Genomic DNA, 6,522 nt, shown 5'->3' on the forward strand with positions numbered 1-6,522 from the left:
GTTTCTCACTTCACCAACCGGCTGGATGCCAAGGGTCGTGTATCGATCCCGGCGTCGTTCCGGTCGGTTCTGGCGAGAGACGGCTTTGAGGGGCTTTACTGCATCACTTCGTCTCATTGCGACGCTGTCGATGCCGGTGGCAATGAGCTGCTGGCCGAGATCAACAAGCGTTCCGAGGCATTTGCAAAACTCTCGCCGGATCACGATGCACTTGCTGTTGCTCTTTTCGGCGCTAGTGAAAATCCGAAGATCGACGGAGATGGCCGGATGACCATTTCCGACATGATCCGAGATCACACCGGCATCACCGACCATGTCACTTTTGTCGGCATGAATTACAAGTTCCAGATCTGGGAGCCGGAAAAGTTTCGCGAGTACCGCGCAGAGGCCCAAAGACGTGCGCTCGCGATGCTGTCGGGGCAAGGCCCCGCACCTTCACAGGGAGAGCCGGCATGATGGCGCCAAGCGACAGAGATGCTGTTTCTGCTGCTGGCGGACCAGAGCGTCATGTGCCGGTTCTCCTGAGTGAAGTTCTGACCCGGCTAGACCCGAAGCCTGAAGAAGTGATCATCGACGGCACATTTGGTGCCGGCGGATATACGCGCGCCATCTTGGAGCGCGGCGCCAGCGTGATTGGCATCGATCGCGATCCGGATGCGATTGCCGGAGGGCAGGGGTTGGTTGCGGAGGCCGACGGGCGGCTGATCCTCGTGCCGGGACAGTTTGCCGGTCTTGAAACACATGCGCGCGCCGAAGGATTTGACGGCGTTGACGGTGTCGTTCTCGATCTCGGTGTTTCGTCCATGCAGCTTGATGAGGCGGATCGCGGATTTTCATTCCTCCGGGACGGTCCATTGGATATGCGCATGGAGCAGGCAGGACCCTCTGCCGCAGATGTCGTCAACGAGCTGCCAGTCAGGGACCTGATCCGGGTTATCGGTCTGCTTGGAGAGGAAAAGCGTGCGACGACGGTTGCGCATGCCATCGACAAGGCACGCAAGGATAAGCCTTTCAGTCGCACTCTGGAGCTGGCGAACCTGATTGAAAAAGTGCTCGGACGTTCGCCCAAGAAGGCGCAGATCCATCCGGCGACCCGGACGTTCCAGGCCCTGCGGATCTATGTGAATGGTGAGTTGCATCAGGCTGCGGACGCTCTGGGCGCAGCGGAGCGCATTCTGAAGCCCGGCGGGCGTCTGGTGCTGGTGAGCTTTCATTCCCTGGAGGACCGTATTGTGAAGCGGTTCTTTCAGGATCGAACCCGGACCCGCGGTGGCGGATCCCGTCATATGCCGGAGGAAGAAGTTCCGCCGGCAACTTTCGAATTGCTGACACGCAAGGCAGTTGAGGCGGCTGCTGAGGAAACAGAACAAAATCCTCGGGCGCGGTCGGCAAAGCTCAGAGCGGGGCGTCGGACCGACGCACCTGCACGCGAGCTGGATATTCACGCAGCAGGTGTTCCACGCCTTGCGGCGTTTCATGGTCTTGGGGGCTGAGAATGGTTCGAACGCTGAACATTCTTTTCATACTTGCAGTCGTTATCGGCGCGGCAACGGTTTACGACATGAAGCTGGCGGCAACGAAGTCAGCTGAAAAGGTCGCTGAGTTGCAACGTCAGATCGACGAGGAACGCAACACGATCCGGCATCTCAAGGCCGAGTGGAGCCTCTTGAACAAGCCTGAACGTTTGCAGGTGCTGGTCGAGCGCTACAACGAATATCTCCAACTGGATTCGCTTGATGTGAAGCAGATCGTCACGCCGGAAGATTTGCCCGCGCGCCCGGTCATGCTGGAACCTATCGGTGGCTCCAACCAGATGGGCGGCTATGCCGGTTCGTCTGCGGCAATCCAGTAAGGGGCTGACTGATGACAATGGTAAGCGAACCGGCCAGCTTCCTGCAGGTGAAACGTTCTCAACCCAGAGCCGCGCGCGGTTCTGTTTCCTCAAGCGCGGTCAAGTCCCGCGTTTATGTTGCGATGCTCGCGTTTGCCTGTGTCTATGTCGCAATTGCAGGTCGCCTGATGATATTGGCGCAAATGGAAGAGGCGCCGTCCCGGTCCTGGATTTCGGCGCAAGATTCCATCGCGGCTTCGCGTCCGGACCTGATAGACAGGAACGGTGAAATCCTGGCTACCGATATCAAGACAGCTTCGCTTTATGCCGAACCCCGTCGCGTCATCGATGTCGACGAAGCTGTTGAAGGACTGACGCGGGTTCTGCCTGAACTTGATGAAAAGCTTGTGCGTCGCCGTCTGGAAAGTGGCGCCGGATTTGTCTGGCTGAAGCGGGAAATGACACCTCAAAAAGCTGCCGAGGTTCACAATCTCGGATTGCCGGGTGTTGGGTTTCTGTCCGAGAACCAGCGGTTTTATCCGGGTGGGCCAACGGCAGGTCACATTGTCGGATCCGTGAATGTTGACAATCAAGGCCTGGCAGGCATTGAGAAATACATCGATGATGAATGGCTTGCAGATCTTCAATCGCTTGGTTTTGCCTCTGACAGGTCAATGGAGCCGGTTCGCCTGTCCGTTGATCTCCGGGTGCAGCATGTCGTGCGTGACGAACTTGTCAAAGCGATGGAGCGATACCGGGCGATCGCTGCTGCCGGTATCGTGCTCGACGCGAAGACCGGTGAAGTGGTGGCGATGTCTTCAGTACCGGACTACGATCCCAATGACAGATCACAGGCGCTTGAAAAGGACCGTTTGAACCGTGCAACGGGCGGTGTCTTTGAAATGGGGTCCGTCTTCAAGTCCTTCACGACTGCTATGGCGCTTGATTCTGGTTCGGTTTCGATCAATGACAGCTTCGATGCGACACGTCCGATCCGTGCTGCCGGCAGGACAATTACAGATTTCCACGGGAAAAACCGTATCCTTTCCGTGCCGGAAATCTTTATTTATTCGTCCAACATTGGAACGGCGAAGATGATGCTCGCAACCGGCGTTGCCCGTCAGAAAGAGTTTCTGGGGCGGTTGCACCTCACCAAGCGTTTGAAGACGGAGCTGCCGGAAAACGCGGCTCCGCTGTTGCCGCCGAAATGGAACGAACTTGCCGCGATGACCATATCATTCGGGCATGGTCTTTCAGTCACGCCAATGCAGACCGCAGTTGCTGCTGCAGCTGTCGTGAATGGTGGCACCTTGCTGCCCCCGACATTCCTGCCACGGAGCCCGGAGGATGTCCAAGCCCTTGGCAAACAGGTCATTTCCGAAGATGTCAGCCGAATGATGCGTTATCTTTTCCGCCTGAATGTACTGTCTGGATCCGGTCGGCGCGCAGACGTTCCGGGATACACGGTTGGCGGAAAAACCGGCACAGCCGAGAAGATTGAAAACGGACGTTACGTCAACAACAAGCGTCGCAATTCCTTCCTGTCGGCCTTCCCGATGGACGATCCGCGCTACGTCGTTCTGGTCGTCATCGACGAGCCGAAACCAGAACGCAAAGGCATTGGCGCAACCGCCGGTCTGAATGCCGCCCCGATGGCCGGGGCGATTATCCGCCGGGCTGCACCGATGCTCGGTGTCATGCCGCGCTTCGGTAAAGGGGATGAACCAATCGAGATTTCCTATTAAGGAGACATAATGGAAGTCAGACGTGTCGGCGGGGTCGCAGCCGTTATCCGGCACGTTCGAAAGGCTTCACGAAGACGACGCACAAACCGGACGATCGGGTGAAATGGATCTTGAGATATTGGCCACCGGCTTGAATTTGCCGGAGGCGACGAAGGGGCTGACAATTACCGGGCTGACGGCTGATAGCCGAAGCGTGCAGCCCGGCTTTTTGTTTGCCGCCTTCAAGGGCGCTTCAGTAGACGGAACCAAATTTGCCCCGAGCGCAGCTGCGGCCGGCGCCGTTGCGGTTCTTTGCGCCGACAGCGCGGTGGACGAGGTACGATCTGCCTTGCCGGAAAGTATCGTTGTCATTGGTGTCGAGAAGCCGCGGCAGGTCTTCGCCAGAATGGCTGCCCGTTTTTGCGGTTCACAGCCGGACACGATCGTCGCCGTAACGGGAACCGCCGGAAAAACGTCCGTTGCCCATTTTGTACGTCAGATTTTTCAAGCTGCCGGTCATCCGGCAGCAAGTCTCGGCACGCTTGGCACGATCAAGCCGGGTGGCGAGAGTTATGGTGGGTTGACGACGCCTGATCCGGTCGCGCTTCACATGGAATTGGCGGAGCTGGAAGCGGAGGGCATCAATCATGCTGCCATGGAGGCGTCTTCCCACGGGTTGGACCAGTTCAGACTGGATGGTGTCCGTCTGACCGCTGCTGCCTTCACAAATCTTGGCCGCGATCACATGGATTACCATCCCACTATCGAGGACTATTTCCAGGCCAAATTGCGCCTGTTTACAGAATTGCTGCCTGATGGCGGGACAGTTGTTGTGGACCCTGGTGAGAAATATGCCGATCGGGTGCTGGCGGTTGCCGAGCGTCGCGGCCTGCCGGTTCTGACTGTCGGGGAAACCGGTAAGGATCTCAAGCTTATCGGACTGAAGCCTTCGGGAGCCGGTCAGGACCTGACGATTGAAACTGCGCGTGGTGAATTCCGCGTGACGTTGCCTCTGATCGGCCGGTTTCAGGTATCCAATGCGCTCATCGCCGCCGGCCTGGCGATTGCCGCGGGTATCGATACAGGCACAGTTGTTAGGGCGCTGGAAAACCTGAAAGGGGCACCCGGGCGACTTGAACTTGTCGGCAAAACGAACGAAGGCGGTCTGATATTTGTCGACTACGCCCATAAGCCAGATGCGCTCGACAATGCCCTTGCCTCACTCAAACCCTTCGCTCAGGGGAAATTGTCAGTTGTCGTCGGTGCAGGTGGCGACAGGGATCCCGGAAAACGCGAATTGATGGGGGCAGCTGCTGCCCGTCACGCTGACCTTGTCATCATTACCGATGACAATCCAAGGTCAGAGGATCCAGCCTCCATCCGCCAGGCGGTGTTGAAGGGTGCTCCGGGTGCAATGGAGATCGCAGACCGCTATGAAGCCATTGCAGAAGGGGTTCGTCGATTGGATGCAGGTGATATCCTGTGTGTGGCCGGAAAAGGCCACGAAACGGGCCAGATTGTTGGCGACACAGTGATTCCATTTTCAGATCACGAAGCCGTCACACGCGCCATCAGCCTCGAAGGAAACACATGAGCGAACCGCTTTGGACATTTGACGCCTTTGTCGAAGCTGCAGGCGGCAGCGGCTGGGGCGATGTCGGCGCAGACATCACGGGAATATCAATTGATAGCCGGACACTTGAGCCGGGAGACGCCTTTGTAGCGATCAAGGGCGACCGTCTTGATGGTCACGATTATGTCGCGGCAGCGCTGGAGGCCGGAGCATCGCTTGCGCTGGTCGCCGAAAGCAGGCTCTCCGAACTGCCTGAAGATGGCAAATATGTTGTTGTCGACGACCCTCTGGAAGCCTTGCGCCGGATCGGCATTGCTGCGCGAGCGCGCACGAATGCGCGGATCGTGGCAGTCACCGGTTCGGTCGGCAAGACAGGAACCAAGGAAGCGCTGCGGCTGACGCTGGCGCAGTCCGGCAAGGTGCATGCTTCAGTGGCGTCATTCAATAATCACTGGGGTGTGCCGTTGTCCCTGGCGCGGATGCCGGCGGACACTGAATATGGTGTCTTTGAGATTGGAATGAACCATGCCGGCGAGATCTCACCACTGGTCAAGATGGTGCGCCCGCATGTGGCGATCATCACCACCGTTCAACCGGTTCATCTCGAGTTTTTCGATTCTGTCGAAAAGATCGCACAGGCCAAGGCCGAGATATTCGAGGGGCTTGAACCGGGCGGCATTGCCATCCTGAACAAGGACAATCGGCAATTCGATCTGCTGAAGTTTCTGGCTGTTACCGCCGGTGTTCCGAGCATTCACACCTTCGGTGAAGACCCGGGTGCCGACAGCCATGTTCAGAAAGTGGTCAGCTATGCTTCGGGATCCAGCGCGGATGCCGTAATCCTCGGGCAGGAAATCACTTACAAGATCGGTGCAGCGGGCAAACATCACGTGATAAACAGCCTTGCGGTCTTGACGGCTGTCTGCGATCTGGGCGGCGATCTGGCAAAGGCAGGGCTGGTGCTTGATACGATGCATGCGCCGAAAGGGCGCGGCGAAGTGACCCGTCTGCCCATACAGGAAGGCGAGTTCTTCCTGATTGATGAAAGTTACAATGCCAACCCGGCTTCCATGCGCGCGGCATTGGCGGTCCTTGGAGAAGCTCCTGTTGTCCGACCCGGGCGCCGTATTGCAGTAATCGGCGACATGCGTGAGCTCGGATCGAACGCTGACCGTTTGCATGCCGAGCTGCTCCAACCGATTGTTGACGCAGGAACCGACGCAGTCTATTGCGCCGGACCTCACATGCACGCGCTCTGGAACGTGCTTCCGCATGATCTTCGTACGCACTACGCAGAGGAAGCCAAGGACCTGGAAGAAGCGCTGTTGCGGGATGTCAGACTTGGTGACGTTGTCATGATCAAGGGGTCACTCGGCACGCGGATGGGGCCGCTT

Annotated in this window: 6 protein-coding genes; all 6 read left to right on the forward strand. The window is 57.9% G+C overall.

Annotated elements, in window-relative coordinates:
* Nucleotides 1-456: division/cell wall cluster transcriptional repressor MraZ (locus K5905_RS24365; RefSeq protein WP_297588875.1), on the forward strand; the 456-nt coding region annotated here is incomplete at its 5' end.
* The gene (gene rsmH, locus K5905_RS24370) at nt 453-1,493 is read left to right on the forward strand and encodes a 16S rRNA (cytosine(1402)-N(4))-methyltransferase RsmH (RefSeq protein WP_297588877.1); all 1,041 of its coding nucleotides are present in this window, start codon (nt 453-455) and stop codon (nt 1,491-1,493) included. The genes K5905_RS24365 and rsmH, both read left to right, overlap by 4 nt.
* A 2-nt stretch (nt 1,494-1,495) precedes the next feature.
* Nucleotides 1,496-1,852: a hypothetical protein gene (locus tag K5905_RS24375; RefSeq protein ID WP_297588879.1), complete on the forward strand. Its 357-nt coding sequence runs from the start codon at nt 1,496-1,498 to the stop codon at nt 1,850-1,852.
* Nucleotides 1,853-1,863: 11 nt separating this feature from the next.
* The gene (locus tag K5905_RS24380) at nt 1,864-3,576 is read left to right on the forward strand and encodes a penicillin-binding protein 2 (RefSeq protein WP_297588881.1); all 1,713 of its coding nucleotides are present in this window, start codon (nt 1,864-1,866) and stop codon (nt 3,574-3,576) included.
* Between the two features lie 22 nt (nt 3,577-3,598).
* Complete coding sequence (locus K5905_RS24385; RefSeq protein WP_367187020.1) at nt 3,599-5,149, forward strand: UDP-N-acetylmuramoyl-L-alanyl-D-glutamate--2,6-diaminopimelate ligase; 1,551 nt, start codon at nt 3,599-3,601, stop codon at nt 5,147-5,149.
* Nucleotides 5,146-6,522, forward strand: a 1,377-nt coding sequence (locus K5905_RS24390; RefSeq protein ID WP_297588883.1) for a UDP-N-acetylmuramoylalanyl-D-glutamyl-2,6-diaminopimelate--D-alanyl-D-alanine ligase, incomplete at its 3' end; no start/stop codon positions are given. The genes K5905_RS24385 and K5905_RS24390, both read left to right, overlap by 4 nt.

This window comes from Roseibium sp. (assembly GCF_025698965.1).
In the GTDB taxonomy this organism is placed as follows: Bacteria; Pseudomonadota; Alphaproteobacteria; order Rhizobiales; family Stappiaceae; genus Roseibium.

Excerpts from the sequence above, each read along its gene's own strand:
- rsmH (WP_297588877.1), top strand. The coding sequence starts at position 453 with ATGATGGCGCCAAGCGACAGAGATGCTGTTTCTGCTGCTGGCGGACCA.
- K5905_RS24375 (WP_297588879.1), top strand. The coding sequence starts at position 1,496 with ATGGTTCGAACGCTGAACATTCTTTTCATACTTGCAGTCGTTATCGGC.
- K5905_RS24380 (WP_297588881.1), top strand. The coding sequence starts at position 1,864 with ATGACAATGGTAAGCGAACCGGCCAGCTTCCTGCAGGTGAAACGTTCT.